Origin of the sequence: Brevundimonas sp. SGAir0440 (genome assembly GCF_005484585.1) — a bacterium.
Lineage (GTDB): Bacteria > Pseudomonadota > Alphaproteobacteria > Caulobacterales > Caulobacteraceae > Brevundimonas.
This window is the reverse complement of the sequence record NZ_CP039435.1, coordinates 1483610-1509724: the sequence shown is the minus strand read 5'-3', so window position 1 is coordinate 1509724 and position 26115 is coordinate 1483610. Positions and strand designations below refer to the sequence as shown.

Sequence of the window (26115 nt, the reverse complement as noted above, 5' to 3'; positions counted from 1 at the left end):
TATGTGCTGGCATTTTTCCACTTGACCTCTTTGCTATGTGCCAGCATACATGTGCCAGCACATACAGCGAGAACGACATGGCCGTCCCTTACACCATCACCCCGGCTCGCTACTCGAAGGGCAACTTCATCGTCCAGACCCACAGCGAGGGTCCGTGGAAGGGTCGGGCCGAACGTCTGATCCATGACGGTCTGAAGTGCCGCTACACCGGCCGCGAACGTGGCTTCGCCGCTTCGGCCGCGAAGGTTCGCAAGTTCGCAGCCGCCTACGCCGCCGGTTGGGATTTCGACTTCATCACGCGGTCGAATGGCCCGGTGGCTGCGTGACCTGCCAGCCCTTGGACCTTGTGGACCTGATGGCCCTGCGGCATGCAGAGGCTATGACCGACGAATCCAAACCCAAGGTTGGACCCACGGACGCCCGGCGCCGTGCGTCTGCGGCATATCACAAAAAGCGCACTGACGCCGGGATGAAGAAAGTGACTATATGGCTATCACCCGAGGCGCAGGTTGTTCTTGACATCTTAAAAGATGAATACGGCTCGAAGGATGCTGTTGTAGAAAGCCTGTTAAACGCTCATGCGAAGCAAGGCTGACCTATGCCGTTGATAAACCTTTTTTCCCGCCGGAAACGTCAGGCTCAAAAGACGGGTTCAGATGTCTACCAATACGACGACATCCCAATCACAGTTCGAGTGCAATTTGTCCAAATAGTCAGGGAATGTATCGGCGAGTTCTACGAACAGGGGTATGTCGCTTCACCCAGCGTTCCACTATATCGAGACATGGTAAGGATAGTTCGTAAAGAACTCGGAGTTTTTATACTCCCACCATCTCAGGAATATGATGGGCATAATGATGCACAAGAATTCTTCAATTGGTTTCTGAACGAAAAACGAATTGAATATGTCTTGGACGGACTTGAACTCGGTTTCCACGCCATGCAGTCCGTTAAAGACGACCCATATCGTTTTCGGAACATGGATAATCCCTTGACCCCGCCTGACGAGGCGATGGCAGAGATGAATGCTCGCCTTATAGAGGCCGGGATAGGCTATCAGTTCCATGGCGGACAAATAATTCGGATGGATTCACAGGCCGTTCATTCAACGGTCGTGGTTCCGGCCCTGACTTTGCTGGCCGAAAAACAATATGCATCCGCTGAAAAGGAGTTTCTTGCTGCACACTCTGCCTACCGATCTAAAGACTACGAGACTTGTCTTGTCGAGTGTAATAAAGCGTTTGAAAGCGTCCTAAAGATCATCGGCGGAAAACGTGGGTGGGCTATCGGCCCTACCGATACCGCAAAAAAGATGCTCGATGCGGCATATGCATCGGGCTTTATTGAGCCAGCGTTGCAGAACGAATTCACTGCCCTACGAAGTCTTCTGGAGACTGCCGTCCCCGTGATGCGTAATAAGATGGCAGGGCATGGCGCCGGGGCCGTCGCCCGAAATGTCCCTCGCCACTTCGCCAGCTTGCAGCTACACCAGACCGCAGCTTTGATTTTGTTTCTTGCAGAACATCACGCAGCAAATCCGTAGGACGCCATGATCGACACGAACGAACAAACTGTATTGCTGGAAATGACTGCGGACATCGTATCTGCTTTCGTCAGCAATAACAGTATTCCGGCAAGCGAACTGCCCGCCTTGATTTCAGCGATTCACGGGGCTTTGAACGGTGTAGGTTCGCCTGCTCCTACTGAACCCCAAGACACCATCATTCGGCCTAATGCTGCGGGCATCAGAAAGAGCATCACCGGCGACTTCCTGATCAGCTTCGAAGACGGCAAACGCTACAAGTCCATGAAGCGGTCACTTGCTCTGAAGGGCCTGACCCCTGCGGAATATCGCGAGAAGTGGGGCCTCCCGAAGGATTACCCAATGGTCGCTCCAAACTACGCTGCGGCGCGCTCTGCGCTGGCCAAGTCCATGGGGTTGGGCGCCGGTGGCCGCAAATCGGCACAATCAACAAAAACGAAAGCCTCGAAGACAAGCCCGAAATAACACTCGACAGCGACCATTCCCTTTGAAGGCTCTGCAAGGCATGATTGCAGCGGCTCACATCGGGGATGGCTATGGGTTGGACGATATTCTGGATTGTAGTGATTTTCGCGATTGGAGGGTTGGCTTATCTCTACAACGCGGGCAGCGATCAATTAGAGGCTCATCGGGCCGACATTGACGCTAAAGCACAAGCGAATCGCGAGGCGTTCGAAAGCGACAGGGCAAAATATATTGCCGACCACTTCGGCACCGAACCTTGGTTTTATTCTGACGATCAAACAGAGAAAGCCATCGGAGAAGTGCCCGGCGGCATTCGTATAGCTTCATGGAAAACGCCTCCTTCACATTTTATCGGGACTGGCGTTGATTTTTCAGAGGGTATGAAGTTTGCCCCGGAGAAAGACGTGATCGTCAATTTTCGAGACATCGTTGATGTCACGGTGACCCAAGACGATGTGATCGAAACCTATACACGGACAGTATCGACGCCTGTTTCCGTTGCGAAGAAAAAGTCGAGTATCGGGCGCGCTTTGGTCGGCGGCGTCCTACTCGGCCCGGCGGGTGCGGTCGTAGGGGCTGTCAGTGGCGCCGCCACAACATCGCAGATCAAGACGGTCGTGACCAAACAGCAGGACACACGGGTAGTGGCCGGTCCTCCCACGCTCACCATCACGCTTTCGGGCAAGCCATACACCTTTGAGCGAGTCACCTTCGCCACAATGGACGAAGCTCGCTCTTGGGGATTGTGGCTTGCCGACCAGCGCGTGGGATAAAATCCCTAATACTCGCGACACCCACTCTTACCGACCCATCCCTTTACTGTAGCTCCATGTTGGCTTTTGCACGAAAGCGGGCAAATCCAGCAAACAACCGAAGGCGCGGGAGGCCGCGTCCACTTGGTCGTCATGCTTCAGGTTCGGGAAGCCCGCGTGTTCGTCGGTGAAATCCTTGTTCCACGGCGCCACGATCATCGAGACGTTTTCGGCGTTCATCTGCGCTGCATAGGGCCGCGCGCGGTCAACCTTCGAACCTGTCTCGGGGGTCGCTTCCACGACGTAGCCAGCCAGCGCGTTGGTGAAATCGCGAACCTGTGCGACGCCCGCCTGTCCGGGGTCTTTTGGTAGGGAGATGTAGACGCCCCGGCCATCGGCTGCGGCGGTGTTCAGGATGGTGCTGCGGACCTCTTCCGGGCCGCCCTTGATCCTGACGACATCGAGGATGGTGTATTGGCCCCGGTTGTCCAACTGCATCTTGACCCCGACCGTCCAGTCAGAGCCGCGTTTGGTTGTCGCCGCCAAGTCCCAAGCCCGAACGACCTTGCGGACATGGGCAGACGCAGCATCGACCGGCTTCAGCAGGTTGGCGCGGAAGACAGCACCTCCCGGCGGAAGCGGGTTGCACTGATACATCGCTTGAAAGGTGAATTCGTCCCCTCGCCGCTTCTCTTTGTAGAAATCGGCGGTCTGGTAGCCCGGCCAGATCAGTTCGCCGTGGGTCCGACCGAGGCCCTTGGGCCATTCCGGTTCGTCCTCTTCCTCTTCCTCTTCCCAGATCGCGGGGAGCGAAAGCACGGTCCAGTCTTGATCGTCGCCGCTATCCTTCGCCAGCTTGATCAGGCGCCCGGCCAAGTCGTCGTCGTGCCAGCGCGTCATGATGATGACGATCCGCCCCGAGGGCGTGACACGACCAAGCAGGTTGGCGTTGAACCATTCCCAAAGGTTGTCGCGAAGCTGGTCGGACTTCACGTCCTCGATTCCGCCGACCGGGTCGTCAATGAACGCCAGATCGGCGCGGAAGCCCTGAAAGGCTTGGCCAGACGATACGGCCAGAAGTTCGCAGCCGTTGTCGGTATTCCAGAGTTCACGGCTATCGTTGACCGCCTTCGTCCCGAGGGCATCGGCGTTCATATTCAGCAGCGACTTGATCCAGTCGCTGTGTTGCCACGCCAGCTTTTGGCTGGACGATGTGACGATGGCCTTGGTCTTGGGGTTATTGGCCAGATAGAACGGCGTGAAAATCCGCACGCCGTAGGTCGATTTCGCCACGCCCGGCGGGCAGAAGATCATCAGGCGCCGACACTCGCCCGACGCCACGCGCTTCAGGTGATGAAGCATCAGGCGGTGATGTCGGGCCGGGGTCGCGTCCTCGTGGTCTTTGACGAAGGCCGGGGCGACGCTCTCTGCGAAATACTCCAAGTCCTGCTTGAGGGCGCGCTTATGCAGCACCTTCAGGGCGGCCCGCTGGTCCGCCGTCAGGGTCTTCAGGAACTCGGGGTCACGCGCGGATCGAAGCTGATCAAGCTGCTTATCAGTTAGGGCGTTCGACATTCGGACGCGCGGTTGAGCCGAAAACGTCGGCCATCAGTTCCGCTTCGGTCTTTTCCTCTGCGGGGTTCGTATTGATGTTCTCTTGGACGATGCTCTGACGCTTCGCGTGGAAGTATGGGGCCGCCTCGCGAGCGGCCATCATGGCTTCCTTCAGCGCGCCGATGTCGCCATTCGAGGCGAAGTCCTGAAGGTGCACCTTGCGATACAGTTCGATGGTCGAAAGCGGGTCGCTGTTCAGCACGTCGTCATCGAACAAGGGCTGTCCGGTGTCGGCGTTCTTCAGCGCGGCGTGCTGCTCGGTGATGCGCTCCCGAATCTTGGAAGCTGAATTTGCGCTGTTGGTAGAGCCGGGCTTGCGACCCGCGCCGGGTCGGGCGCCCCCGTGATTTCCAGCCATGCGGAAACCCTCCTGCATTTGGTTTGCAGGTATTTATCGGCGGGGGTGCTTTGGGCCGGTCAGAAGTCGAGTTGAGTGGCCGGTCATATCTCGACATGATCGGCGAACCCGTTCATGAAATCTGGATGAAGCTTAACGACCTTATCAAGGACGAAGATTGGGACGCGCTCGGCGACGACCCTGACGAACGCTTTGTGCGACTACTCGACATTGCCAAACTGAATATCGAGCCTCGGATTGCCAACGCCCGTGAAGAGTATGGCGTCAACTCATCCAGCGTTCTGTATCTTCGCTACGAAATACAAACCGCTCTGCTTGGCGCGGCCAAAGCAGAGGAGGTCACCGAGTTTGAAGACGACGAAATAAAAGGTTGGTCCGATTTCCAAGAAACCGATGCTGATGCTTTTGATGCGAAGCTGAATCTGTTCCACGCCCGCACGAAAGCGGCGTTGCGTAAGAGGCAAGCGGAGACCCGGATTTTGGTCACCGCGAAAGCAGCCAAAAAGCTGAAGTCCGATTTCCAGCGGGTGCGCGAGCAAATCGAAAACTCGACCCTGAAGCCGTCCAAAAAGAAGGACATGCTTCGTAAGCTGCAAGAGATCGAAGATGAATTGAACGGTAGAGGTAGCATCAACGTCATGAGGACGGCATGGCTGATGGCGCAAGTCCTCACGATACCCGGTGGCGTCACGGCCACTTACGATGCTCTCGACGGACCAGCCCACTCGGTCTTGAAAGACATGGCGGAAGCCACTGCGGAGGCGACTGACTGGATGAGCCGCATCCAACTCACTCCCATGACAACGAAGTCGGCTCCACTGGCAATCACGGACAGATCGCAGACTTCGGAAGACTAATCAGGTTAGCGGAAGGTGTGTGTCGGCGGGCTTGGCGCCCACCGGCATCACTTGCGCGTTCGCTTCGGCAAGCCTTCGCTCCGTCGCTTCGTTCTGCTTTGTTCAATCTTCAGATCATCCACTTCAAGCAATTCTCTGAAGTGCAATAATCCATGCCAGACACAGTTTTCTCCCCCCCAAGATCACTTCAACAATCGAAGCAACCTTGAGGGGGAGAGACTTACAAGTTCCATGCACTTGGTTTCCTACGCCCCAGAGGCCCTTGCGGGCTTGGCTGGCGGTTTCCCTGTATTCCAGCCGTGAAGCGGTCTTCCTGTCCGACTGCCCCGGTATCCCTTGCGGGTCCGGTAGGCATCCAAGGGATTTGCGTTCGCAGTGATCTTTTCGAGGTAGTTGCCCGGCGGGTGGTCGTTATCGACAAAACGGTTAGCGAGTTTGCATCTCGCCGCGCTGCCCCGAGCAAGGAAAATAACAAGGGGATTCAGCAGACGTGTTGTCACCATGTGGACAGCGCACGTCTTCTTTCTAATAGCTCTTTCGCGACGGTCAGGCCGTCACATTCCGAGGGAGCCGCAGAAGGTAGGTGGGCGCGACCCCTTGCCATCCTTCCGGTGTATACCTCTTAAGCCCGCTCTGGCTTCATCGCCCCGGTCAGGCGGCTGGTCTTTCACAGCCTAAAGTCCCGGTCCTGTTTTGTTGGAGGGGTGACCAACTATAGACCCCTTGAGCGTATGTCGTTGCCAATGAACTTTGCCAAGGTGGTCTTTGGGGAACCAACAAACCCGATAATCTGACCTTACAGCGCGCCCGGTTGAGCCGCCATATATTTCGCCGCGATGGCCGCAGCCTCTGCGCCGGTGATGGTGGTCACCGATCCAGACCGCGCCCGCAGCTTACCGCCCCGGACTTTCTCTTTTGCCTCGGGCTTGCCGTGTTTCGCTTCGAGTTCCGCAGCGAACAAACCTTGGCCAGCCGTGGACGGCTTTGCCTTGGATCGGTCGGAGAAGTCGCGCTTGGGCGACAGCTTATTTTTACGGTTCGAAGTAGTCATGGGGTCCACAAATAGAAAAAGCCTCGGAAGGGCTTGGGGCACCTTCCGAGGCTTTCAGACACGCGCCCGTGCAACGAGCGACCAACAGTCCGAAACTCTGTGGATTGGCCCCAAGCCGTTCCTATACTTCTATTTAGTCAAGATACCCGAACGGCTGTCGCACGTCATTATTCGAATGTGCCGCGTCGAACTTTGTGCGTGACTTCCCGAACCATCTGCGCCATAACAGAGAAAGGGCGGCCCCCGTAAGGACCGCCCCGCTCATATCCTAACGGCGCACCACATGTGGTGACCCTCCCTTCTGCTTCGGCCCGTTGCAACCGGGCCTCGGCGGTGGATTTGGCATTCAGATCAGCCCTCGTTCCTTTCGGTGCGGGGGCTGTTTGCCGAGCGCGCCCGACCCAAGACGTAAAGCATGTTTCAGGCCCCGCCACAAGGGGGTCTCGCAGTATTCCTGTGGACGAACAACAGGTCGTGACTGTCCACGCATTCGGTTGACGAACTTTCAAACTGAAAGTGAAAGTATATGCATTCTACGCCGCATCAAGCACGACCTAATCAACGTCATTCTGACGTATCTAAACACCACCATGCACATGGATTTGGATAACGATAACCCGCACATTAACGAACTGACGATGAAGTTGATTGCAATGCTGGCGTCCGAAGTGACGAATTGAAGTTAATTGCAACTCGTTGCACGCAGTCGTTGGCATTGACGAAGCGACCAACGCAACGACCAACACAGCGTCCGCAACAAAGCCGAAGTTCGACCGGCACACTGTCGAAGCCCGGAACTAACATCCGAAGCAACTTCGGCGGATAAGGTCACGACGGAGGAAGGGCTACGTCAAAAATGGACGTGCCCTGCCCGACCGGACGAACCCGCGCCTTGCCCTGATGTTCTCTTTCTGTTCTATTCCAATCGTTCCGGGCAACCGGGCATCGGAAGGCTACCGTAGGCACCCGGCCAAGACCGCAGCAGAAGGAAATGAACCGGTGAACACGTCTGCATCTACTGTTACGCCCGTCCGTCCCATGCCTGGATGGGCCTATCCCCGGGCCTGGATTTCGAGAGCCGGATCTTCTTCAAGCCCCAGGCCGCAAGTCTGCTGGAACAGGCGTTCCTCGCACCCCGATACCGATGCAAGCGCATCCACATAGGCGGCAACACCGACCCCTATCAGCCGGTCGAACGTGATCTGAAATCGACGCGCTCGATCCTGGAGGTCATGCAGCGGTTCAATCACCCATTCAGCATCATCACCAAGTCGGTGTTGGTCGCGCGCGACGCCGACATTTTGGGCCCGATGGGCAAGGCGGGACTGGCCTCCGCCTTCGTCTCCATCACCACACTGGATCGTGGTCTGGCGCGGGCGATGGAGCCCCGCGCCTCTACCCCCGCCAAACGGTTGGAGGCGATCAGCCGCCTCGCGGACGCCGGTTGTCCGGTCGGGGTCGGGTTCGCCCCCGTCATTCCCGGTCTGAACGATCACGAACTGGAAGCCATACTGGAAGCCGCCGCCAAGGCCGGGGCCACGCGGGCCATGTATGTCACCCTCCGTCTGCCGCTTGAGATCAAGGATCTGTTTCGGGAATGGCTGGCCGACGCCCGCCCGGATCGCGCCGCCCGCGTCATGTCCCTGATCCGCCAGACGCGCGGCGGCAAGGATTATGACGCCGACTGGTCCCAGCGCATGAAGGGGACCGGCCCCGTCGCCGAACTGATCGGAACGCGGTTCAAGACCGCCGTCAAACGCTACGGCCTCGACACCCCGCACCGCCTGCTGGACGAAACCCAGTTCCGCGTCCCCGCCGACGCCCGGCCTCAGATGGATCTGTTCGATCCGCCGCTCGACAAGATTGCCTGATCAACCGCCTTCGGTTTAGCGTCGCAAATCCTTGGGGGATGTCATGATCAAACGTCTGTCGGCGACTGCTGCCGCCATTGGCCTGTCCACCAGCCTGGCCGGCTGCCTAACCGTCAGTGTGCCTGAAGGGCAGTTCTTCTATCCCGACACGCGGGTTCAGGCGGAGAAGCTGATTTTGGCTCCCGGCCCCGCCATTCCTGGGGCTGAAACCCTATCGCTGCCTTTTGCGGGAGGCGCTGTCGCTGCAACCCGCGTGCGGACTGGACGCGCCGACGCGCCGCTGATCCTGTATTGCGGGGGCAATCTGTTCCGTCGTGGTGTTTCGGGCGCGCGGGTTGCGACCGAACTCGCGCCGTTCGGCGATGTGCTGATGTTCGACTATCCCGGCTCCGGTGATACGCCGGGGCAGGCCAGCTTCGCGACCTACAGGGATGCCGGCGAAGTCATCGCGGCGACCGCCCGCGCCCAGGCCGACGCTGAAGGCCGCAGGCTGATCGCCTGGGGGCATTCCCTGGGTGGCCCGATCTGCGCCGAGGCCGCGCGCCTCATCCGCGCCGACGCCTTGGTGCTGGAGGCGACCACGCCGACCGCCCGCGCCGCGGTTGACTCAATGGTGGGTCTGTGGCGACCGATCGTCCACGTTCAGCTGGCCGAGCCCCTGACCGCAGTGGATGTGCCCGCGACGCTGGACGGCTATTCAGGCAAGGTCGTCGTGCTGGAAGCCTCTCGCGATACGACCCTGCCGCCCGTACTCAGCCGCAAACTTGCTCATGATCTTCGGGCAAGAGGCGTGAACGTCGAGCGTCTTGTGTTCGCGAGAGCAGGCCACGGCGACATCCCCTCGCAGCCTGATTTCGTTACTCGCGTCGGCGCAGCTCTGAATTAGTCGTCCGCCGCCGATGGATCGATGGCGCGCGTGACCAGATCGCGCCAGGTGGGGTCGGTGTCATCGACCAGATCGACGTCCTCCATCAGGGCCACCGCGCCCTCGCCGTCCGGCAAGATCAGACCCAGGATTTCCATCTCCTCGCCATCGGCGCCCAGATGGCTTTCGGCCTGAACGGCCACAGCCGCCTGTTCACCGTCCTCTTCCCACCAGATGACCGGCTGGGGCAGGTCCATGACGATGGGACGCGGATCGTCGGTGTCGCCCAAGGCGAAGACGGCGCGTCGGGCCTGAACGTCGTCCAGCGTCGCCACAGCGCCCGTGAACGGTGTCAGCCGCATCCAGTCGTCGGCGTCGAAACCGCCGCCGTCTTCTTCGCTCGTGTCGTCCAAGATCATCGTTTGAAAACCCCCACCAGTTCGACGTGCGAGGACCAGAGGAACTGATCCACCGGCGTCACCGTCTCCAGGCGGAAACCGGCGTCGATCAGCACCCGCGCATCACGCGCAAAGGTCTGAGGATTGCACGACACGCCCACGACGACGCCGGCCTTGGTGTCCGCGATCTGAGCCGTCTGGTCGATCGCGCCAGCCCGCGGCGGATCAAACACGATGGCGTCGCATCCTTTCAGGTCATAGGGATTCATCGGCCGTCGAAACAGATCGCGCGCCTCGGCCGTGATGGCCTTCATGCCCTTCGCCGAACCCACGGCGGCCTTCAGCGCATCGATGCCGGGCTTTGACGCGTCGGCTGCGATCACCGGCGCGACCGTGGCCAATGGGAAGGTGAAGGTCCCCGCACCGCAGAACAGATCGGCGATCTTCTTGGCGCCCTTCACCGCCGTCAGCGCGCGAGAGACCATCGCCGCCTCGGCCTGAGGCACGGCCTGAAGAAATCCACCCGCCGGCAGGGACACGGTCGCAGGACCGAACCCCACCTTGGGCTGGCGCGCCATCACCAGGGTGTCGCCCGCCAGGCTGAGGCGCGCCAGATCGGCCCGGTTCGCGGCCTGAATGGCCTGCATCTGGGCGTCAGCCGACAAGCCGCCGCCCGAGCGGCGTTCGACCCCGGTCACATCGACGTCCAGCCCCGACAGGGTCCAGGTGACGTGCAGGGTCGGCGCGGACTTCGGATGTTCGAAAAAGGCGGCCGCGACTTGGGTCAGCGCCGGAATGGCCGCTACGATCCGGGGATCGGCGACCGGGCAGGCCTTCACCTCGACCAGACGCCAGGAGCGGCGCGCCTTGAAACCCAGCACAACCCGTCCATCCGCGGTGCGACGGGCATGAAGCGCCAAACGGCGACGACTGGCCGGCGGGGTCGCGACCGTCGCCTCGATCTCGGTCTCGATCCGCTCGCGCGCCAAGGCCAGACGCACCTGTTCTCGTTTCCAGTCCAGATACGGCCCCTGCGACCAATGCTGGAGCGAGCAGCCGCCACAGTCGCCATATTGAGGCGAGACCGGTGCGATCCGGTCGGGGCTGGGCGAGACGATCTCGACCTCTTCCAGCCGCCCGTCCACGACGACTCCGCGCACCGTTTCGCCGGGCAAGGTCAGACCGGCGAACACCGGGCCGGATGGCGTCTGGGCGACGCCGTCGCCCTGGCCGCCGACGCGGTCGATGGTGAAGATGTCCATCGGCCGGCTTCTAGCCGGGCGTCCCCTTTCGCTCAAGCCGCGGGGTCGTAGCGCGACCGGCTGAACATGAACGAAGATGAACGAACCGATCAATCGCCGTTCAGCTTCGCCGTCGTAAATCTTGGTGCAACGAGACACGAGGCTTTGCCGTTAACGTTTGACGGAAACCGTTCGGTCCTCAGAGGGTTGGAAAATGCGTCTCACGAAAACATCGATCGCCGCCGTCGCCGCCCTGGCGTTCGGCGTCACGGCCGCCCCGCTTACGGCGTCGGCCCAGAACTATTACGGCAGCGGCTACAGCCAGAACTACGGCACCGGCGCCTACAGCCGCTCGTATGATTACAACAGCGGCCGCTATTACGATCCTTGCGCGCGTGAGCGCCAAGGTCGCACCGGCGCCGGCGCGGTGATCGGCGGCGGCGCGGGCGCCGTCATCGGCTCGCAACTGGCCGCACGCGGCCGTCGCACCGAAGGCAGCATCCTGGGCGGCGTGCTCGGCGCTGTCGTCGGGTCCCAGGTCGGTCGTTCCAGCTCGGACGCCTGCCGCACCTATCAGAGCAGCTATGGCTCGAATGGCTACTACGCCCAAGGCTACAGCCAACCGAGCTACGGCTATTACGATGATCGCTACGCCGGCGACCAAGGCTATCGCTACGACGATTACGATCGTCGCGACGACTATGCCTACAGCCGTGGCGGCTACTACGACGACCGTTCGCGCCCGGTCGAATCCTATCAGAATTCAGACGGATGCCGTCTGGCTGAAAGCCAGATCCGTCTGCCCGATGGTCGCACGGACACCCGCTACGTCCGCACCTGCCCCGACCAGTACGGCCGCTATCGCGTTGTCGATTAATTTTCAGCCCCCCTGTCGATCGACGACGTGACGGAGCCGCCGGAGGAGAAATCCTCCGGCGGTTTCTCTTTGTTTGTGGGGGCTATCGGCCGTTGGCCTACCTGAGCCTGGCCTTTGAGCTATCGGTCTTGGGTATCGGGCTTGGTCAGCCCGGCTTCTTCGCCCAGAGCAGGAACTCGACATTGCCGTCGCCGCCGGTGATCGGGCTTTCGGTTACCGCCTGAACCGTCCAACCCAGCGCTTCCAGCCAGTCGCGTACGCGCTCCACGGCGGCCGCATGCGCCGCTGCATCCTTGATCACGCCCTTCTTGCCGCCGCCCGGGCCATCGGCCTCGAACTGCGGCTTCACCAAGGTAACCAGATCCGCGCCAGGCGTCGCCAGATCGAGCGCGGCCGGGAGAACCTTGATCAGGCTGATGAAACTGGCGTCGCAGACGACCAGCGACGGCGGCTGCGGGATCAGATCTGGCGTCAGGTCGCGCGCATCGGTGCGCTCCAGATTGACCACGCGGGGATCGGACGACACCCGTGCGTGCATCTGGCCGAAGCCGACGTCGACGGCGAACACCTTGGCCGCGCCGCGGGTCAGCAAAACCTCGGTAAAGCCGCCGGTCGATGCGCCGACATCCAGCGCCACCCTGCCCTCCACGAGGACAGGCCACAGGGTCAGGGCGTGGTCCAGCTTCAGCGCGCCGCGCCCGACCCACGGGTGGGCGGGTTGGGCCTCCAGCGCAATGTCGTCGGCAAACGGTTCGGACGCCTTCCGCACGATCACGCCGTCGGCCAGAACCAGCCCCGCCTCGATCGCGGCGCGCGCTTGCGAGCGGCTGTCGAACAGGCCGCGTGCGACCAGAAGCTGATCAATCCGCGTCTTCACAGCCTTGCTTTCATCAGGGCGTCAAAGCGACGCCAGACGCGCCAGCGCCGCCTGTAGCTTGACCTTGCCTGCCTCGGCCTCTGCCAGTTTGGCGCGCTGTTCTTCGACGACCTCCGGCGCGGCGCGGGACACGAAGTTGGGGTTGCCCAGCTTCTTGTTCACATGGCCAATGTCGCTGTCGAAGGCGGCGATTTCCTTCTCCAGACGGGCCCGTTCGACGGTCAGATCGATGATGCCCGCCAAGGACAAGGCGATGGTCGAGCCACCAGACACGAAGGTCACGGCCCCTGCCGGCGCCGCGTCCGCCGAGCCGACCTCCGACACCCGGCCCAGGGTCAGGATTAGATCGCGGTGCCGCGCGATCCGCTCGGCCGTCACGGCGTCGGGCGCGACAAAGGCCAGCGGCAGCTTGGCCGACGGCGGCACGTTCATTTCGGCGCGCAGACCGCGAATCTCGCCGACCAGATCGACCAGCCAGCCGATCTCGGCTTCGGCCGAGGCGTCGATGAAGGCGTCCGGCAGAACCGGCCACTCGGCCCCAATCAGCAAGCCGTCGCGAGCCGGGCCCTCCTTGCCCAGTTCGGCCCACAGTTCCTCGGTGATGAAGGGCATGACCGGATGCAGAAGCTTAAGCGCCTGGTCCAGCGTCCAGGCGGTCATCGCCCGCGTCTCGGCTTTTGCGGCTTCATCGGCGCCTTGGAACACCGGTTTGGCCAGTTCCAGATACCAGTCGCAGAAGACGTTCCAGACGAAGCGATACAAAGCGCCCGCCGCATCGTCGAAGCGTCCGCCTTCGATAGCTTGCGACACCGCGCGTTCGGCCTTGGTCACCTCGCCTCGGATCCAGCGGTTGATCGTCTGGTCGACGCTCGCGGGATCGAAGCCATCGACGCGGCGCGCCTCGTTCATTTGGCTGAAGCGCGCGGCGTTCCACAGCTTGGTGCCGAAGTTGCGGTAACCCTCGATCCGTTGCTTCGACAGTTTGATGTCGCGCGTGCCGGACAGGATGGCCATGGTGAAGCGCAACGGATCGGCGCCCAGTTCGTCGATGATGCCCAAGGGGTCGATGACGTTCCCCTTGGATTTGCTCATCTTCTGGCCCTTCTCGTCGCGGACGAGGCCATTGATGATGACGCGCTTGAACGGGACCTCGCCCATGAAGTGCTGGCCCATCATCATCATCCGGGCGACCCAGAAGAAGATGATGTCCGCCGCCGTGACCAGGTCGCTGGTCGGATAGAACCGCTCCAGATCCTCGGTCTTCTCGGGCCAGCCCATGGTCGAGAACGGCCACAGGGCCGAGGAAAACCAGGTGTCGAGAACATCCTCGTCCTGGGTCAGGGCGACCTCGGAATCGTAGTCCGCCATCGCCTGTTCGCGGGCGTCCTCTTCCGTCTCGGCGACATAGATTTCGCCGTTCGGGCCATACCAGGCCGGGATACGGTGCCCCCACCACAGCTGGCGCGAGATGCACCAGGGCTCGATGTTGCGCAGCCATTCGAAATAGATCTTCTCGTACGACTTGGGCTCAAACACCGTATCGCCCTGCTCCACAGCCTTCAGCGCGGGTTGGGCCAGGACCTTGGCGTCGACGTACCACTGGTCCGTCAGCCACGGCTCGATGACCACACCGGAGCGGTCGCCGTGCGGGACGACGTGTTTGGTCTTCTCGATCTCGCGCAGCCAGCCCTCTTCCTCGGCGCGGGCGACGATGGCCTTGCGCGCGGCGAAGCGATCTTGCCCGACGTAGTCCGCGGGCACGTCGGGCGTATCGACGTCGGTGATGCGTCCGAAAGCGTCGAGGATATTCAGCGACGGCAGGCCCGCCCGCTTGCCCACGCCGAAGTCGTTGAAATCATGCGCCGGCGTGATCTTCACCGCGCCCGAACCCTTCGTCGGATCGGCATAGTCGTCGGCGACGATGGGGATGCGACGGCCGGTGATCGGCAGGGTGACGAACTTGCCGACCAGGCCGGCATACCGCCCGTCATCCGGATGCACCGCCACGCCGGTGTCGCCCAGCATGGTCTCGGGCCGGGTCGTGGCGACGACGATGAAGTCGCGCGTCTCGAACTCGGTCGCCTTGCCCTCCTCGTCGAAGGCGATGGGGTGTTCGTAGGTCACGCCGTCGGCCAGCGGATAGGCGAAGTGCCAGTAGGCGCCGTCCACCTCGCGCTGCTCGACCTCCAGGTCCGAGATGGCGGTCTGGAAATGCGGGTCCCAGTTCACCAGCCGCTTGTCGCGATAGATCAGGCCTTCCTTGTGCAGTTGCACGAAGACCTTGCGGACGGCGGCGTTCAGCCCCTCGTCCAGAGTGAACCGCTCACGCGACCAGTCGCACGATGCGCCAAGACGGCGCAGCTGACGCACGATGGTCCCGCCGCTTTCGGCCTTCCACTCCCAGATCTTTTCGATGAAGGCGTCGCGGCCCATGTCGCGACGGCCGATATTGCCGGCGGCGGCCAGCTGACGCTCGACCACCATCTGGGTTGCAATGCCGGCGTGGTCCGTGCCGGGCAGCCACAGCACCGCCTTGCCCTTCATGCGGTGATAGCGCGCCAGGATGTCCTGCAGCGTGTTGTTCAGCGCATGGCCGATGTGCAGGCTGCCGGTCACATTGGGCGGCGGAATGACGATCGAATAGGCCTCGGCGGCGCCGTCGGTGCGGGGCGCGAACAGGCCGCTCTCTTCCCACTGGGCGTAAAGGCGGGGCTCGGCGGCCTGGGGTTCGAAGGTCTTCTCAAGCATCGTCATTCTTTTTTGCTAACGCTCCGCGCGCGGCGCGTCGCTACATGAGCATATCGAAAATGCAGAAAGGCGGCCCCTTCAGGAGCCGCCCCTCGGATTAGTCTGGGCTGAAGCGAAGGGCTAGGCGCTGCGCGCGATGCGTTCGACTTCCTTTTGTACCGCCGCCTGAACGATGCCGGGCAGATTGTTGTCCAGCCAGTCCTTCAACAGCGGGCGCAGCATCTCGGCGACCATGGCCTCGACCGTGTTGCCGCTGACGAAGGGCAGGTCGCCCGAGGCCGACGGAGCCGGCTCAGGCTTCTTGAAGCTGGCGGCCAGGCCTGCAAAGGCCGACGCGGCGCTGGCGGCGGCGCTGTCGCCGACCAGTGTGTCGTAGGCCGGGGCCGGCTCGGGAGCCGATTCGTAAGCGGGTTCAGGCTCGGGCTGATAGGGCGCGGGCGAGTGTTCGACCACGTCCAGATCGCCGATGGTTTCGGCCGGCGCCTCATAGCGGTCGGTCAATTCCAGCACATCGTCTTCAACGGCGGCGGGTTCCGGCGTCGGCTCGACCGGGGCGGCGAAGATGGTTTCGGCGGCCAGCGGCTCGGGCGCCGGCTCAGGCGCGGCTTCCGGCATAGCGGCGGCCGGCGTCTCGGCCGGGGCCTCGTCTTCAGAGATAATCCGGCGAATCGACGCCAGAATCTCTTCCATGGTCGGTTCCTGGGCGGACTGATCGGTCATGGCGCAACCTTGGGCGAGGCCTGGGTAGAAGGGGTGGGCGCCGAACGACGGATCGCTCGAAACCTGTGCCTTGTCGTCGCATCTTCGCCCGTCGGAATCAACGGGCGGTTTCCGTCCGTATTCGAAGCGGTCAGTTCTGCGGCGCCGTGCGCACGACCTCGCCCTTGAGCTGAGCGTCGATCGGCGCGTCGGCGGTGTCCGGCGTGGTCACGATCGGCGGCGAGGCCACGCGGTCCAGCGTCTCGATCACGCCGTCCCACGGCAGGCCGCCGCGACCCTTGACCTGGTCGTAGTTCGTTGCGGGATCATAGGCCTCGATCGTCGGGTTCAGCGCCGGGCCTTCCAACTGGCCCATGGCGGCCAGCAGCGAGGCGCGGGCGACGTATTCCGCGGCTCGAGCGCTGGCGACCGCCGTCTGGGCGTTGCGCAGCGCCAATTCCTGGTTCAGCACGTCCAGCGTGGTGCGCAGGCCGACCTGGGCTTCCTGGCGCACGCCTTCGGCCGCGACCGATGCAGCGCGAACCGCTTCGGTGCCGGCCGCGACCGTGGCGCGGGTCGATAGCACCTGGGCGTAGGCCGAGCTGACGTTCTGCAGCACGGTGCGGCGCTCGCCCTCGATGCCGATCTGGGCCGCGTTGGCGCGCTCCAAGGCCTGGGCGACGCGAGAGCGGTTCAGACCGCCGGTGAACAGCGGCACGGACAGGGTGGCGCCGGCCGTGAAGCTGCGACGATCAGCCAGTTCGCCCAGGTCGCCCAGATCGTTGGTCGAACCGCCATAAGAGGCGGTGGCGCGCACCGACGGCAGATATTCCGAACGGGCGGCGGCGACGGCCGCCTCGGCGCTTTGCAACTGATAGGTCGCGGCCAGGACAGCGGGATTGCGCTGCAACGCCGTCTCTATGGCGACGTCGAAGTCGCTGGGAACCTCTGGCAGGACCGGCGCGGCTTCCAAGTCGGCCGGCGATTGGCCGACGACGGCGGCATAGGCGGCGCGCGACGTGGACAACTGGGCCTGGGCGTTCGCGAGATCGGCTTCGGACTGCGCCTGCGAAGCTTCGGCCTGAGCCACGTCGGTGCGGGTGATCTCACCGACCTCGAATCGGGCGCTGGTTTCTTCCAGCTGGCGTTGCAGCACCGTCAGGTTCTCCTGACGGATACGCAGGATTTCCATGTCGCGGGTGACGTTCACATAGGCCTGGATCACCGACAGCATGACCGACTGCTCGATCTCGCGCAGGTTCTCACGGCCGGCCAGGACGCTGGCGCGGGCCTGGTCGATGGCGCGCGAGGTGCGGCCGGCGGTCCAGACGTTCTGGCTGACGCTGACGCCGACATTGGCGCCTTCGGTTTCGGACGACGAGGTCGTGACCTGGGTGTCGGGTATGCCGTCGCCGTTCGTGTCGACGAACTGGGTCACGGCGGGGAAGTCGCTGCGGGTGTAGTCCACGCCTGCCGAAGCGCCGATGGTCGGGCGCAGGCCCGACCGCGCCTGAACCACCGTCTCGTCCAGCGCACGCTGGTTGGCGCGCTGGGCCAGCAGGTTGGGATTGGTCCGATAGGCCAGGGCGATGGCGTCCTGCAGCGTCTCGGCCCAGGCCGGTGCGCCCAGACCGGTCATCACGGCGACCACAGCGGCCGAAGCCAGCACACGCGAGCGTTTCAACATTGTCCGTCCTTGCGTGACGCTCCAAAGAACGCCCGAATGTTTTCTCAAGCGTAACTGCGGCCTGACCGAACCACACGCCAGTTAAGTTTTCTTCACGGTTGCGAACGGGATTTCCGTCGCAACCGCGCGTCTCTTTGATCTTACAGCGCGAAAGTGGGGGCCGGCGTCAGCTCGGCAAGGACAGCAGGCGACGAATCGAACAGTTCGCGGCGCGACAGGCCTTCGCGCGTCTGAACATACAGGGCCGCCTTGCCGATGGCGCCGCGGCGTTCGACCACGACGATCCGGCCGCCGGGACGCAGGGCCGCGCCCCACGATTCGGGCAGGGTCTCGACGCCGCCTTCGGAAATGATCAGATCCCATCCTTCGCCGGTCGGCTGAACCAGCGGCGCGACGACGGTCGCCACGCCCGCGTCCGATAAGGCCTCGCCAACCACGGCGAACACGGCGTCGTCCGATTCCTGAGCCGTGACGCTGACGCCCATACGGGCCAGCAGGGCGGCGGCGTAGGGCGCGGCGATGGCCAGGGCCTTCTCGCCCTCGCGCGCATCGGCCGCTTGCAGCAGCTTGGCGACGTCGCGCGCCGGCATCAGGCGGCGCTCGCCCGCGATCATCACCGCTTCTTCGGAATAGGCGGCGAAGGCGCGGTCGGGCGCGCAGTACTTTTCACGCGGCACGGCCATCATGGCCAGGTGAATCGCGCGATCCGTCACGTCGTTCACCCGCACCTGCGAGTCGACCATGGCCTTGCGCTCTGCGGTGAAATCCATCTGTAGGCAGCCTTCAACGATAATCCGGGAGGAAATCTCGCGCGCTTATAGGTCCGTGCGTTGCAGCGGACAATCCGATCTGATAGCGAACGCCCCTCGCGATGACCGCCCCCGAGAAATCGGGGACAAAAGCGGCCTGATGGCGGAGTGGTGACGCAGAGGACTGCAAATCCTTGCACCCGGGTTCGATTCCCGGTCAGGCCTCCATCGCGACGATACGGACGAAGGCCGCCCCTCGGGGCGGCCTTCGCGTTTTCAGGATCGAGCAAGCGCCGTCGTCGTCAGATGATGAAGCGTAACCGCACTCGTCGCCGCGACATTCAACGAATCGAAGCCGCCCGCCATTGCGATGCCGATCGGCCGGCAACGGTCGATCAAATCCCTGCGCAGCCCCGGCCCTTCCGACCCCAGCATCAGAGCGACCGGTCCGGCGCGCCTGTAGTCCGAAAGCCGTTCGGTCGCCGATGGCGTCAGCGCCAAGACCTCGACGCCGGCCTGCTGCAGGGCTTCGATAATGTCTGTCGCGCCGGCGACGACGAACGGCGTACGCAGCGCCGCGCCGACCGAAACGCGAATCGCCTTGCGGTAGAAGGGGTCGCAGCAGGTCGGATCAAGCAGCACCGCCCTGGCGCCAAAGGCGGCGGCGTTCCTGAATAGGCCGCCAATGTTGTCGTGATTGCCGATCCCGCTGGCCACGACGAACACGTCCTGCCGAGCGGTATCCGCCAGCACATCGTCCATCGACAGCGGCTCGGGCTTTTTGCCCAAGGCCAGAATGCCCCGGTGCAGTTCAAAACCCGCGATCCGGTCCAGCACGGCCTGGCCTGCGACATAGACGGGCGTCGCGGGCGGCAGAGACGTAATGACGTCGCCCAAAGCCGCAACGCGCTTTTCCGACAGCAGCAGCGACAGAGGCCGGCAGCGCGACGCCTTTGACGCCAGTCCACGCACCACCACCTCGCCTTCCGCTATGAACAGCCCCTGACGCCCCGTCAGATCGCGCTCGCGGATATCGCGATAGGCCGCAACACGCGGGTCGTCGGGGTCGTCGATAAATATCGTTTCGATTGGCTCGTTTTCCCATTGCAAGATCGGAACGGCCGCTGCTATACGCCCGCCTCCCGAGCAGATGTTCCGCAGTAGCTCAGTGGTAGAGCAGCCGACTGTTAATCGGCTGGTCGTAGGTTCGAATCCTACCTGCGGAGCCACTCGGGGTAAAGACTGAGGCCAGACAAGGCGTTAGGTCGAAAACTTTCCTCACTATCTGATCTGTTTCGTACGGCGATCGGGCCATTGGGCGCCGGCGGTCTGCGCTCTGGTGTCGCTTTGACGCACCCGGCTACTGTCCGTAGATCAAAGCGAACCTTGGCCAACCTTGAGCGTTGGCAAAGCGCCCCCTAGCGATTCAGGAGAGACGCCCCGCCTCGATGTCCATCAGCTTCCTTCTTGTCGTCATCCTGGTCTTGCCGTTTCTTGGCGCCATCGTCGCGTCCGGCTTGCCGCGTCACGCACGCACCTCGGCCGCCATCCTTTCCTGGGTCGTGGCCTTGGTCAGCCTGGGATGTCTGGCCGCGCTATGGCCGATGTTCCAGGACGGGGAGACGCTGCGCTATGAAATCCCGTGGCTGCCGTCGCTGGGCGTCAGTCTGGTGCTGCGACTGGACGGACTGTCGTGGCTGTTCAGCGCTCTGATCCTGGGGATCGGCGCCTTGGTGGTGCTCTATGCCCGCTACTACATGTCGCCGAAGGATCCGGTCCCGCGGTTCTTCTCCTTCCTGCTGGCCTTCATGGGCGCGATGCAGGGCGTGGTGCTGTCGGGCAATCTGATCCAGCTGGTGGTCTTCTGGGAGCTAACCAGCCTCTTTTCCTTCCTGTTGATCGGCTATTGGCACCAGAACCCCGCCGCGCGCGAAGGGTCGCGCATGGCGCTGACGGTGACGGCCGCGGGCGGCATCGCCCTGCTGGTCGGCATGATCCTGATCGGACGGATCGTCGGCAGCTATGACCTCGATGTCGTCTTGGCGTCGCGAGAGGCGATCCAGACCAGCCCGCTGTATCTGCCCGCGCTGATCCTGCTGCTGCTCGGCGCGATGACCAAGAGCGCGCAGTTTCCGTTCCACTTTTGGCTGCCCCGCGCCATGGCAGCGCCGACGCCGGTCAGCGCCTATCTGCACTCCGCCACCATGGTGAAGGCTGGGGTCTTCCTGCTGGTCCGCTTCTGGCCCGTCCTGGCCGGGTCCGAGAGCTGGTATCTGATCGTCGGTGGGATGGGCTTGGCGACGCTGCTGCTCGGCGCTTGGTGCGCCATCTTCCAGCATGATCTCAAAGGGCTGCTGGCCTATTCGACGATCAGCCATCTGGGTCTGATCGTGCTGCTGTTGGGACTGGGCAGTCCGCTAGCCTGTATCGCGGCCATCTTCCATACGGTGAACCACGCCACCTTCAAGGCGTCGCTCTTCATGGCGGCCGGCATCATCGATCATGAGGCCGGCACGCGAGATATGCGCAAGCTCAGCGGTCTGTTCCGCTTCATGCCCTTCACGGCGACCCTGGCCATGGTGGCCGCAGCCGCGATGGCGGGCGTGCCCCTGTTGAACGGCTTTCTGTCAAAGGAAATGTTCCTAGCCGAAGCGGTGGCCAGCGCCCATACGCACGGCCTAAACATGCTGCTGCCCGCCCTGGCCACCTTGGCCAGCGCCTTCAGCGTTCTGTATTCCCTGCGTTTCATCCACGCGACCTTCTTCGGCCCGGCGCCGACAGAGCTGGATCGCATCCCGCACGAGCCGCCCGCCTGGATGCGTCGCCCCGTCGAGGTGCTGGTCGCGCTGTGCCTGGTCGTCGGCATCTTTCCGGCGGTTACGGTGGGGCCATTCCTGAAGAGCGCCGCCGTTTCGGTGCTGGGCTTTGACCTGCCCTATTACAGCCTGGCTCTGTGGCACGGGTTCAACCTGCCGCTGGTGCTGAGCCTTATAGCCCTCGCCGGCGGCGTGGGCCTCTACGTCGTCTTCGGCAAGCGCATCAACGCCAACCCGCGCGGCGGACCGTGGGGCTGGAAGCGTCTGAACGGCGGCTGGTTGTTCGAGCGAGCCATGACCGGCCTTTTCAAGGGGTCGGAGGCGATGGTTCGCCTGTTCGGCGCGACACGACAACAGCCACAGCTGCGGGCCATCGTCTTGGTCGCCCTGCTGGCGGGCGGGCTGGCGGCGATCGGCGCGGGATTGGTGATCCGCCCGATCATGCCGACATTCACCCCGTCCAACTGGGCCTTCACAGGTCTTTGGCTGGTCGGCGCCAGTTGTGCAGTCGCAGCGGCATGGCAGGCGAAGTATCACCGGCTGGCGGCCGTGGTTCTGATGGGCGGCGCAGGTCTGGCCAGCTGCCTGTCCTTCGTCTGGCTGTCGGCGCCGGATCTGGCCGTGACCCAGTTGCTGGTCGAGGTCGTGACCACCGTCCTGCTGCTGCTAGGTCTGCGCTGGCTGCCCAAACGGCTGGAGACCATTCGCCTGCCGCAGGCCATGGAAAAGCGGTCTCGCCGCCGCCGCCGTATCGACCTGATCATCGCCGCCACCGTCGGCGCGTCCCTGGCGGCCATTTCCTACGCCGTCATGACGCGTCCATCGATCGAGGGGATTTCGCGCTTCTTCGTCGAGCACGCCTACAAGGACGCGGGCGGGCGCAACATCGTCAACGTCATCCTGGTCGACTTCCGCGCCTTCGACACCTTCGGCGAGATCACGGTCCTGGGCATCGTCGGTCTGACGATCTTCGCCCTGCTGCGCCGCTTCCGTCCCGCCGACGATACCCTGTCCAATCCCAGTCAGCAGAGCGTGCAGGACGCCTCCGACCGCAATCATGAGACGCGATCGGAGGGCGACACGCTGAAGGAGACCATGCTGATCCCTCGCGTGGTGATGCGCTGGATCTTCCCCTTCATCATCTTGCTCGCCGTTCACCTGTTCCTGCGCGGGCATGACCTGCCGGGCGGGGGTTTCGCGGCGGGCGTCGCCCTGTCGATCGCCTTCGTCCTGCAATATATGGCATCGGGCGCCCGCTGGGTCGAAGAGCGGCTGGCGATCCGGCCCATCGTCTGGATCGGAGTCGGCCTGGTGATCGCCGCCCTCAGCGGGATCGGATCGTGGCTGTTCGGCTATCCCTTCCTGACCTCCTGGTTCCAGTATGCCGACCTGCCGATCCTGGGCCGCGTGCCCCTGGCCAGCGCCGTGCTGTTCGACCTGGGCGTGGTCGTTCTGGTCGTCGGCGCCACGGTCCTGACCCTCGTCGCCCTGGCGCACCAGTCGCTGCGCAAACCCAAGCAAAGAGACGCCGAAGAAGGAGAGCCGTCATGATGGAGCTGGTTCTCGCGCTCGCCATCGGCGTGTTGTCGGCCTCGGGGGTCTGGCTGCTGCTGCGCCCGCGCACCTTCCAGGTGATCATGGGGCTGTCGTTGCTGTCCTATGCGGTCAACATCTTCATCTTCGCGATGGGGCGGCTGAGGTCGGGCGCGCCGCCCGTGCTGGCGGGCGAGGTCTCCGATCCCGCGCGCTACACCGACCCGACGCCGCAGGCGCTAGTCCTCACCGCGATCGTCATCAGCTTCGCCCTGACGGCGCTGTTCCTGGTCGTCATTTTGGCGGCGCGCGGCATCACCGGCAGCGACCATGTCGATGGCAAGGAGCCGGACGCATGATCGACTGGGACGCCCATCTGATCATCGGCCCCATCGTCCTGCCGATGATCATCGCCGCCGCCATGCTGCTGCTGGACGAGCGTCGTCGAACGCTGAAGGCGGCGCTCAGCTTGAGCGCAATGGCCGCCATCCTGGTCATGGCCCTGGTTCTGCTGCACGAGAGCGCAAACGGCGCCGTGGGCGGCGGCGATACTGCCCGCGTCTATCGCCTCGGATCGTGGGCTGCGCCCTACGGCATTGTCCTGGTGGCCGACCGGCTGTCGACGATGATGGTGGCGCTGACCAGCGTTCTGGGCGGATGCGCCCTGATCTTCGCCCTGGCGCGATGGGACCGGGCGGGACCGCGCTTCCACGCCCTGTTCCTGCTACTGATCATGGGCGTGAACGGCGCCCTGCTGACCGGCGACCTGTTCAACCTGTTCGTCTTTTTCGAAATTATGCTGGCCGCCTCATACGGACTGGCCCTGCATGGGTCGGGCGAGGCGCGGGTGCGGGCGGGCGTGATCTATATCGCCGTCAATCTGACCGCGTCCTTGCTGTTCCTGATCGGCGTCAGCCTGATCTACGGGGTGACCGGCACGCTGAACATGGCGGATGTTGCGACACGGGTTGCGACCGTCTCAGCGGATGACCTGGGACTGTTTCATATCGGAGCGGCGGTGCTCGGCACGGCCTTCCTGATCAAGTGCGCCATGTGGCCTTTGGGCTTCTGGCTGACGCCGACCTATTCGGCGGCCACCGCGCCGGCGGCAGCGGTCTTCGCCATCCTGTCCAAGGTCGGGGTCTATGTCGTCATCCGCCTCAGTCTGCTGCTGTTCGGCGCCGACGCGGGCGCCTCCGCCGGATTTGGCCTGACCTGGCTGTTCGTCGGCGGACTGGCGACCATAGCGTTCGGCACATTCGGCCTGATCGCCTCTCGCGATCTGTCGCGCGCCGCCGGGTTCGGCGTGATGATCTCGTCTGGCACCGTTCTGGCCAGCCTGGGCGTCGGCGATGCGGCGACCCTCAGCGGCGCGCTCTTTTACTTGATCGGCTCCACCCTGGCCTGCGCAGCCCTGTTCTTGCTGGCTGAGATCCTCCAGCGCGGACGCGAGACCGACGTCGGCGAGGCGCGCGCTGTTTTCGATGACGAGTATCGTGATCCGTTCGACGACGAAGAGCGCAATGAGCCAGGCCTGGTCATTCCGGCGGCCGTCGCGGCCCTGGGCGGGGCCTTTCTGATCTGCACCCTGATGGTCGCCGGTCTGCCGCCCTTGGCCGGCTTCGTCGGAAAACTGTCTATGATCAGCGCCTTGGTCGGCGTTGGCGATGCGGCGGCCTGGACGTTGGTCTCCGTGCTTTCCGTGTCCAGCCTCGGCGCCTTGATCGGCTTGACGCGTCTCGGTGTCGGCGCGATCTGGACGCGCGACGAGGATGCGCCGGCGTTCGTCGTGGGTGCGGCCGAGCTGACGGCGGTCGCAGCCCTGCTCGGCGCCTGCGTGTTTCTGGCCATCTTCGCTGGCCCCGCGTTGATCTACACCGACCACACCGCGGCCTGGCTGGCTGAACCGCAAGGCTACATCCACGCGGTGCTGGGCGGGGGCGGGCGATGAGACGGATCCTCCCCTACCCCATCCTTTCACTAGGCCTGTTCGTCGCCTCGATTCTGCTCAGCGCCTCGGTCGCGCCGCCGTCCCTGGCGCTCGCGGTGCTGCTGGCCCTGCTGGCGCCGATCATCATGCTGGCGTTGGGCGTTGATCGCGTGCGGGTGAAGTCACCGATGGCCATAGTGCGCCTCGCCATCGACGTCGTCGGCGACATCGTGCGCTCCAACTGGGCGGTGTCGCACATCATTCTGGGGCGGCGACGGCATGAGCGCACATCCGGCTTCATCCATATTCCGCTGGACCTGCGCGACCGGTATGGCCTGGCGGTCCTGGCCATAATCATCACCTCGACGCCCGGCACCCTGTGGGTCGAGTATGAAGCCGCCACCGGCCGTCTGCTGCTGCACGTGCTGGATCTGGTGGACGAAGAGACCTGGGTGCGGCTGATCAAGGATCGCTACGAACGCCGGCTGATGGAGATTTTCGAATGACGGCGGCGGTGTTGACCTGGGGCCTGGGTCTGGCCCAACTGATGCTGATCTGCGCCATGGGCCTGGCGGCATGGCGGATGATTCACGGTCCGCGCGCCCAGGATCGCGTCCTGGGCATGGACACCCTTTATCTGAACGGCATGCTGCTGGTGGTGGTGTTCGGCATCCGCACCAACAGCCAGCTTTATTTCGAGGCCGCCCTTGTGATCGGCATGTTGGGCTTCGCCGCCACCGTGGCCCTGGCCAAGTTCCTGATGCGCGGCGAGGTGATTGAATGACCCAAGCTGACGTCCCCGCATGGGCTGCCATCATAGTCGTCGCCCTGGCCGTCATCGGCTCAGCCCTTTCGCTACTGGGCGCGGTTGGGCTGGTTCGGCTGAAGACCTTCTATGAGCGCGTCCACGCCCCGACGCTTGGGGCCACGCTGGGCATGGCGCTGGTGCTGCTGGCTTCGATCGTCTGGTTCACGACCGTCGAGCGGCGTTTCATGCCCCGCGAAATCCTGATCGGCCTTTTCCTGACGGTCACGACGCCGGTCACCCTTATCCTACTCGCCCGCGCCGCCCTGTTCCGCGATCGCACCGAGGGCACCGAAGACACGCCGGGAAAGGGCTGATCGACGGGCGAAAAAAGAAGCCCGGCGGGGGCGCCGGGCTGCAAGCAGGTTCGGTGATGGTG

25 protein-coding genes, 2 tRNA genes and 1 pseudogene are annotated in these 26115 nt (G+C 63.3%); 17 read left to right on the top strand and 11 right to left on the bottom strand.

The features are described from left to right. Nucleotides 1-77: 77 nt before the first annotated feature. The 5 genes from E7T10_RS07405 to E7T10_RS07385 all read left to right on the top strand — a co-directional run bounded on the left by E7T10_RS07405 (nt 78) and on the right by E7T10_RS07385 (nt 2781). The gene (locus tag E7T10_RS07405; RefSeq protein WP_137721305.1) at nt 78-326 is read left to right on the top strand and encodes a hypothetical protein; all 249 of its coding nucleotides are present in this window, start codon (nt 78-80) and stop codon (nt 324-326) included. A 53-nt stretch (nt 327-379) separates the two neighbouring features. After that, the gene (locus E7T10_RS07400) at nt 380-595 is read left to right on the top strand and encodes a hypothetical protein (RefSeq protein WP_137721304.1); all 216 of its coding nucleotides are present in this window, start codon (nt 380-382) and stop codon (nt 593-595) included. Nucleotides 596-598: 3 nt separating this feature from the next. Continuing rightward, nucleotides 599-1543 carry an STM4504/CBY_0614 family protein gene (locus E7T10_RS07395; RefSeq protein WP_137721303.1) on the top strand — a complete coding sequence of 315 codons (945 nt, stop codon included), beginning with the start codon at nt 599-601 and terminating at the stop codon, nt 1541-1543. Between the two features lie 6 nt (nt 1544-1549). Continuing rightward, nucleotides 1550-2008 (top strand): MucR family transcriptional regulator, encoded by a 459-nt coding sequence (locus tag E7T10_RS07390; protein ID WP_137721302.1) that lies wholly within the window; start codon nt 1550-1552, stop codon nt 2006-2008. 71 nt (nt 2009-2079) lie between these two features. Continuing rightward, nucleotides 2080-2781: a hypothetical protein gene (locus E7T10_RS07385; protein ID WP_137721301.1), complete on the top strand. Its 702-nt coding sequence runs from the start codon at nt 2080-2082 to the stop codon at nt 2779-2781. Between the two features lie 27 nt (nt 2782-2808). Here E7T10_RS07385 and terL read toward each other — a convergent pair whose 3' ends face one another. Together terL and E7T10_RS07375 are read right to left on the bottom strand one after the other, a co-directional pair. After that, nucleotides 2809-4101 carry a phage terminase large subunit gene (gene terL / locus E7T10_RS07380; RefSeq protein WP_168189905.1) on the bottom strand — a complete coding sequence of 431 codons (1293 nt, stop codon included), beginning with the start codon at nt 4099-4101 and terminating at the stop codon, nt 2809-2811. 214 nt (nt 4102-4315) lie between these two features. After that, the gene (locus E7T10_RS07375) at nt 4316-4732 is read right to left on the bottom strand and encodes a hypothetical protein (RefSeq protein WP_137721299.1); all 417 of its coding nucleotides are present in this window, start codon (nt 4730-4732) and stop codon (nt 4316-4318) included. Between the two features lie 95 nt (nt 4733-4827). Here E7T10_RS07375 and E7T10_RS07370 point away from each other — a divergent pair, with 95 nt between their 5' ends. Then, nucleotides 4828-5589, top strand: a complete 762-nt coding sequence (locus E7T10_RS07370) for a hypothetical protein (RefSeq protein ID WP_137721298.1) — start codon at nt 4828-4830, stop codon at nt 5587-5589. Between the two features lie 796 nt (nt 5590-6385). On the opposite strand, the gene E7T10_RS07365 is transcribed toward E7T10_RS07370, so the two are convergent. After that, entirely contained in the window at nt 6386-6682 is a 297-nt protein-coding gene (locus E7T10_RS07365) for a hypothetical protein (protein ID WP_137721297.1), read from the bottom strand. 959 nt (nt 6683-7641) lie between these two features. Between E7T10_RS07365 and E7T10_RS07360 the strand changes: the two are divergent. Both E7T10_RS07360 and E7T10_RS07355 read left to right on the top strand, forming a co-directional pair. Next, nucleotides 7642-8511: pseudogene (locus E7T10_RS07360) on the top strand (PA0069 family radical SAM protein); the annotation flags it as partial. 43 nt (nt 8512-8554) lie between these two features. Then, a complete protein-coding gene (locus tag E7T10_RS07355) occupies nt 8555-9397 on the top strand; it encodes a S9 family peptidase (protein ID WP_137721296.1) in 843 nt (280 codons plus the stop codon). Here the strand turns inward: E7T10_RS07355 and E7T10_RS07350 are convergent. Continuing rightward, on the bottom strand, nt 9394-9789 hold the full coding sequence (locus E7T10_RS07350; RefSeq protein WP_246846131.1) for a hypothetical protein: 396 nt from the start codon (nt 9787-9789) through the stop codon (nt 9394-9396). The genes E7T10_RS07355 and E7T10_RS07350 overlap by 4 nt on opposite strands. Before the next feature lie 2 nt (nt 9790-9791). Further along, on the bottom strand, nt 9792-11036 hold the full coding sequence (locus tag E7T10_RS07345; protein WP_137721294.1) for a class I SAM-dependent RNA methyltransferase: 1245 nt from the start codon (nt 11034-11036) through the stop codon (nt 9792-9794). 193 nt (nt 11037-11229) lie between these two features. Between E7T10_RS07345 and E7T10_RS07340 the strand changes: the two genes are divergently transcribed. Further along, nucleotides 11230-11892 carry a glycine zipper 2TM domain-containing protein gene (locus E7T10_RS07340; protein ID WP_137721293.1) on the top strand — a complete coding sequence of 221 codons (663 nt, stop codon included), beginning with the start codon at nt 11230-11232 and terminating at the stop codon, nt 11890-11892. A 145-nt stretch (nt 11893-12037) separates the two neighbouring features. Here E7T10_RS07340 and E7T10_RS07335 read toward each other — a convergent pair whose 3' ends face one another. From E7T10_RS07335 to E7T10_RS07315, 5 genes are all read right to left on the bottom strand, one after another. After that, complete coding sequence (locus E7T10_RS07335) at nt 12038-12769, bottom strand: TlyA family RNA methyltransferase (RefSeq protein WP_137721292.1); 732 nt, start codon at nt 12767-12769, stop codon at nt 12038-12040. A gap of 21 nt (nt 12770-12790) precedes the next feature. Then, nucleotides 12791-15517, bottom strand: coding sequence for a valine--tRNA ligase (locus E7T10_RS07330; protein ID WP_137721291.1), 2727 nt, complete (start codon nt 15515-15517; stop codon nt 12791-12793). Between the two features lie 120 nt (nt 15518-15637). Next, nucleotides 15638-16237 (bottom strand): DUF2497 domain-containing protein, encoded by a 600-nt coding sequence (locus E7T10_RS07325; RefSeq protein ID WP_137721290.1) that lies wholly within the window; start codon nt 16235-16237, stop codon nt 15638-15640. Nucleotides 16238-16367: 130 nt separating this feature from the next. Next, nucleotides 16368-17903 (bottom strand): TolC family outer membrane protein, encoded by a 1536-nt coding sequence (locus tag E7T10_RS07320; RefSeq protein ID WP_137721289.1) that lies wholly within the window; start codon nt 17901-17903, stop codon nt 16368-16370. 140 nt (nt 17904-18043) lie between these two features. Further along, complete coding sequence (locus E7T10_RS07315) at nt 18044-18673, bottom strand: protein-L-isoaspartate O-methyltransferase (protein ID WP_137721288.1); 630 nt, start codon at nt 18671-18673, stop codon at nt 18044-18046. A gap of 133 nt (nt 18674-18806) precedes the next feature. Between E7T10_RS07315 and E7T10_RS07310 the strand changes: the two genes are divergently transcribed. Next, nucleotides 18807-18880 (top strand) — tRNA-Cys (locus E7T10_RS07310). Nucleotides 18881-18928: 48 nt separating this feature from the next. Here the strand turns inward: E7T10_RS07310 and E7T10_RS07305 are convergent. After that, a complete protein-coding gene (locus E7T10_RS07305) occupies nt 18929-19762 on the bottom strand; it encodes an RNA methyltransferase (protein WP_137721287.1) in 834 nt (277 codons plus the stop codon). 44 nt (nt 19763-19806) lie between these two features. On the opposite strand from E7T10_RS07305, the gene E7T10_RS07300 reads away from it, so the two are divergent. The 7 genes from E7T10_RS07300 to mnhG all read left to right on the top strand — a co-directional run bounded on the left by E7T10_RS07300 (nt 19807) and on the right by mnhG (nt 26053). Continuing rightward, a tRNA-Asn gene (locus E7T10_RS07300) sits at nt 19807-19881 on the top strand. A 219-nt stretch (nt 19882-20100) separates the two neighbouring features. Further along, nucleotides 20101-23019: a monovalent cation/H+ antiporter subunit A gene (locus tag E7T10_RS07295; protein ID WP_137721286.1), complete on the top strand. Its 2919-nt coding sequence runs from the start codon at nt 20101-20103 to the stop codon at nt 23017-23019. Then, the gene (locus E7T10_RS07290; RefSeq protein WP_055804418.1) at nt 23019-23360 is read left to right on the top strand and encodes a Na+/H+ antiporter subunit C; all 342 of its coding nucleotides are present in this window, start codon (nt 23019-23021) and stop codon (nt 23358-23360) included. Before E7T10_RS07295 ends, E7T10_RS07290 begins: the two co-directional genes overlap by 1 nt. Further along, nucleotides 23357-24952 carry a monovalent cation/H+ antiporter subunit D gene (locus E7T10_RS07285; RefSeq protein WP_137721285.1) on the top strand — a complete coding sequence of 532 codons (1596 nt, stop codon included), beginning with the start codon at nt 23357-23359 and terminating at the stop codon, nt 24950-24952. The genes E7T10_RS07290 and E7T10_RS07285 overlap by 4 nt, the downstream gene beginning before the upstream one ends. Then, on the top strand, nt 24949-25437 hold the full coding sequence (locus E7T10_RS07280) for a Na+/H+ antiporter subunit E (protein ID WP_137721284.1): 489 nt from the start codon (nt 24949-24951) through the stop codon (nt 25435-25437). Before E7T10_RS07285 ends, E7T10_RS07280 begins: the two co-directional genes overlap by 4 nt. Further along, nucleotides 25434-25715 carry a K+/H+ antiporter subunit F gene (locus E7T10_RS07275; RefSeq protein ID WP_137721283.1) on the top strand — a complete coding sequence of 94 codons (282 nt, stop codon included), beginning with the start codon at nt 25434-25436 and terminating at the stop codon, nt 25713-25715. The genes E7T10_RS07280 and E7T10_RS07275 overlap by 4 nt, the downstream gene beginning before the upstream one ends. Continuing rightward, the gene (gene mnhG / locus E7T10_RS07270; RefSeq protein ID WP_137721282.1) at nt 25712-26053 is read left to right on the top strand and encodes a monovalent cation/H(+) antiporter subunit G; all 342 of its coding nucleotides are present in this window, start codon (nt 25712-25714) and stop codon (nt 26051-26053) included. Before E7T10_RS07275 ends, mnhG begins: the two co-directional genes overlap by 4 nt. Nucleotides 26054-26115: the final 62 nt, after the last annotated feature.

Bases quoted from the DNA above. Each gene is read 5' to 3' on its own strand.
- E7T10_RS07405 (WP_137721305.1), top strand. From the start codon at position 78: ATGGCCGTCCCTTACACCATCACCCCGGCTCGCTACTCGAAGGGCAAC.
- E7T10_RS07400 (WP_137721304.1), top strand. From the start codon at position 380: ATGACCGACGAATCCAAACCCAAGGTTGGACCCACGGACGCCCGGCGC.
- E7T10_RS07395 (WP_137721303.1), top strand. From the start codon at position 599: ATGCCGTTGATAAACCTTTTTTCCCGCCGGAAACGTCAGGCTCAAAAG.
- E7T10_RS07390 (WP_137721302.1), top strand. From the start codon at position 1,550: ATGATCGACACGAACGAACAAACTGTATTGCTGGAAATGACTGCGGAC.
- E7T10_RS07385 (WP_137721301.1), top strand. From the start codon at position 2,080: ATGGGTTGGACGATATTCTGGATTGTAGTGATTTTCGCGATTGGAGGG.
- E7T10_RS07375 (WP_137721299.1), bottom strand. From the start codon at position 4,732: ATGGCTGGAAATCACGGGGGCGCCCGACCCGGCGCGGGTCGCAAGCCC.
- E7T10_RS07370 (WP_137721298.1), top strand. From the start codon at position 4,828: ATGATCGGCGAACCCGTTCATGAAATCTGGATGAAGCTTAACGACCTT.
- E7T10_RS07355 (WP_137721296.1), top strand. From the start codon at position 8,555: ATGATCAAACGTCTGTCGGCGACTGCTGCCGCCATTGGCCTGTCCACC.
- E7T10_RS07345 (WP_137721294.1), bottom strand. From the start codon at position 11,036: ATGGACATCTTCACCATCGACCGCGTCGGCGGCCAGGGCGACGGCGTC.
- E7T10_RS07340 (WP_137721293.1), top strand. From the start codon at position 11,230: ATGCGTCTCACGAAAACATCGATCGCCGCCGTCGCCGCCCTGGCGTTC.
- E7T10_RS07330 (WP_137721291.1), bottom strand. From the start codon at position 15,517: ATGCTTGAGAAGACCTTCGAACCCCAGGCCGCCGAGCCCCGCCTTTAC.
- E7T10_RS07325 (WP_137721290.1), bottom strand. From the start codon at position 16,237: ATGACCGATCAGTCCGCCCAGGAACCGACCATGGAAGAGATTCTGGCG.
- E7T10_RS07320 (WP_137721289.1), bottom strand. From the start codon at position 17,903: ATGTTGAAACGCTCGCGTGTGCTGGCTTCGGCCGCTGTGGTCGCCGTG.
- E7T10_RS07315 (WP_137721288.1), bottom strand. From the start codon at position 18,673: ATGGATTTCACCGCAGAGCGCAAGGCCATGGTCGACTCGCAGGTGCGG.
- E7T10_RS07295 (WP_137721286.1), top strand. From the start codon at position 20,101: ATGTCCATCAGCTTCCTTCTTGTCGTCATCCTGGTCTTGCCGTTTCTT.
- E7T10_RS07290 (WP_055804418.1), top strand. From the start codon at position 23,019: ATGGAGCTGGTTCTCGCGCTCGCCATCGGCGTGTTGTCGGCCTCGGGG.
- E7T10_RS07285 (WP_137721285.1), top strand. From the start codon at position 23,357: ATGATCGACTGGGACGCCCATCTGATCATCGGCCCCATCGTCCTGCCG.
- E7T10_RS07280 (WP_137721284.1), top strand. From the start codon at position 24,949: ATGAGACGGATCCTCCCCTACCCCATCCTTTCACTAGGCCTGTTCGTC.
- E7T10_RS07275 (WP_137721283.1), top strand. From the start codon at position 25,434: ATGACGGCGGCGGTGTTGACCTGGGGCCTGGGTCTGGCCCAACTGATG.
- mnhG (WP_137721282.1), top strand. From the start codon at position 25,712: ATGACCCAAGCTGACGTCCCCGCATGGGCTGCCATCATAGTCGTCGCC.